The sequence below is a fragment of the Synechococcus sp. B60.1 genome, from assembly GCF_047462555.1.
GTDB lineage: Bacteria > Cyanobacteriota > Cyanobacteriia > Thermostichales > Thermostichaceae > Thermostichus.
Map to the genome: position 1 here is coordinate 20379 of NZ_JANSJN010000010.1, position 2389 is coordinate 22767.

General features: G+C 57.1%; 1 protein-coding gene and 1 pseudogene. Both read right to left on the bottom strand.

Annotated features, from left to right (window positions below; genetic code table 11):
• Positions 1-89: 89 nt before the first annotated feature.
• Positions 90-2087, bottom strand: coding sequence for a nitrate ABC transporter ATP-binding protein (locus NW863_RS02105; RefSeq protein ID WP_414364111.1), 1998 nt, complete (start codon positions 2085-2087; stop codon positions 90-92).
• Between the two features lie 167 nt (positions 2088-2254).
• A pseudogene (locus NW863_RS02110) lies at positions 2255-2389 on the bottom strand (nitrate ABC transporter, permease protein); the annotation flags it as partial.

Genomic DNA, 2389 nt, shown 5'->3' on the forward strand with positions numbered 1-2389 from the left:
GGTAGAGGTTGTCAAGAGAGCAGTCATCGTGGGGTGCTCCAATTCATCGTTTTCTCACAACTGGGAACGTGCTTTTGCCAAGGAGATCTCTAGAGCAACACGGGACGACGATCCAAAGCAACCTCGGCCACGTAGATGTCGTGCTTAATTGCCAGACTGTTGAGGTAAGCCAAGGGATCCTCACCATTAAAAGGGATCCCGTCGAACAATTGAATGGGCTGGCGTTGGTAAGACACATCCAGCCCCAGCTCGCGGGCCGCTGTACTGAAGACTCCCACCTGACACACCCGCTCCACGATCTCTACCCAATTGCGCGGGAAGGGCAGATCCCCCCAGCGGGCCATTTGCGTCATCATCCACAGATGCTCGGTGCGGCTGGGACGGTTGCCGGCGCCCAGAAAGAAGCGGTGGTGGGCATATTCCCGCATTGGCATGTCTAGGTCACAGAGCAGGCGCTGGGGATCCCCCAGGTGAATGTAGGAAGGATCAGTGCTCAGGTAGGCGCGGCGGCTGAGCAGCTCGCGAATCTCGTCGTGGTGGGCCGGATCTTCACAGTAGCGACAGGCTTCCAGCAGCGCTTTCACCAGGGCAATGTGGGTATTGGGATAGGCCCTGGCCCACTCTTCGCGCACCCCCAACACCTTGCCGGGGTGGCCGGGCCAAATCTCCAAATCTGTAGCCACCGTAAAGCCGCTGCCCTCCAGGGCGGCCCGCAAGTTCCAAGGCTCTCCTACACAGTAGCCGTCGATGTTGCCGGCTGTTAGGTTGGCCACCATCTGGGCCGGGGGCAGGGTTTTCAGCACAACATCGTGATCCGGATGGATCCCGCCGGCTGCCAGCCAATAGCGCAGCAGCAAGTTGTGCATGGAGCTGGGATGCACCACCCCAAAGGTCAGCCGACGGCTGGGGCTATCTAAGATGTAAGCCCTCAACTGGCTCAGCGTGTGGATCCCTTGCTCGTAGAAGCGCCTGTGCAGGGTAATGGCATTGCCGTTGCGGGTCAAGGTAAGGGCAGTCACCACCGGCTGAGGCGGATTGTCCCCGCCGCCCAGAGACATCCACACCGGCATGCCGGCGGGCATTTGGGCCGCATCCAAGTAACCTCCCTGGATGCCGTCTTGGATCCCTCGCCAACTGGTCTCCCGCACCAGATTGACTTCTTCCAGGCCGTGTTTGGCAAAAAACCCCTTTTCTTTGGCCACCGCCAGCGGGGCGCAGGCGGTCAGGGGCACAAAGCCAATCTCCAAGTTGATCTTTTCCAAACCGTGCCTGGCCACCACGGTGCTGCGGCGGGCCCGCCACTGCTTGATCCGTTTTTGCTGGTTCAAAAAGTAGATAATCTCGCTGCGATAGCTGTAGTAGCTGGGGTGATTGACGACCTCCAACCGGCGGCGGGGGCGGGGAATATCGATGGTTAAAATATTGCCAATTCGGGATCCCGGCCCGTTGGTCAGCATCACCACCCGATCCGAGAGCAGGACGGCTTCATCCACATCGTGGGTAACCATAAGGGTAGTCACGTGATGTTCTTCGCAGATGCGCATCAACTGCTCCTGCAGATTCCCCCGTGTAAGGGCATCCAAAGCGCCAAAGGGCTCGTCCAACAACAACACCTTAGGCCTTACCGCCAAAGCGCGAGCGATGGCTACCCGCTGCTTCATGCCCCCTGAGAGTTGCGCTGGGAATTTATCCGCCGCCTGCCGCAAACCAACCAGATCGATATGTTCTTCGACAATCTGCTGACGCTCTGCTGGGGAGTAGTTTTTCAGCACAGCGTCTACGGCCAGGGCAATGTTTTGCCGAACCGTTAGCCAGGGCAAAAGGGAGTAATTCTGAAACACCACCATGCGATCGGGGCCGGGAACGGTGATGGTGTGTCCATCCAAAGCCACGATCCCTCCGGTAGGTAAAGACAACCCCGCCACCATGTTCAACAGGGTGGACTTGCCGCAGCCGGAGTGGCCGATTAAGGAGACAAACTCCCCGCGGTGAATTTGGAGATCGATCCCTTGGAGAGCAAGATATTCTTGGCCCCCAGGCAGACCAAACGCTTTTTCCACTTGCTCTACACTGACCAGTACAGACACAGAAGACCTCCCCACCTGTAGATACTCTCAATTTGCTCGGCAACTCGGATCCCAGACCTCAATTCTACTCTTTTTGAAGAGCGGATTGGAGCAAACACTCAAAGACAATGGAAGAGGGATCCCAACTCAATTGGATGGACATGCAGTGAAAAGATCTGCAAACGGGGCTAGCGATTGGCTATTTTGTTTTGCAGGGCAGCCACCAGCCGATCCAAAAGCAAGCCCACCGCCCCAATGTAGATGACAGCAACGATGATCTCAGTTACATAATTCTGCTGGTAGGCATCCCAGATAAAAAAGCC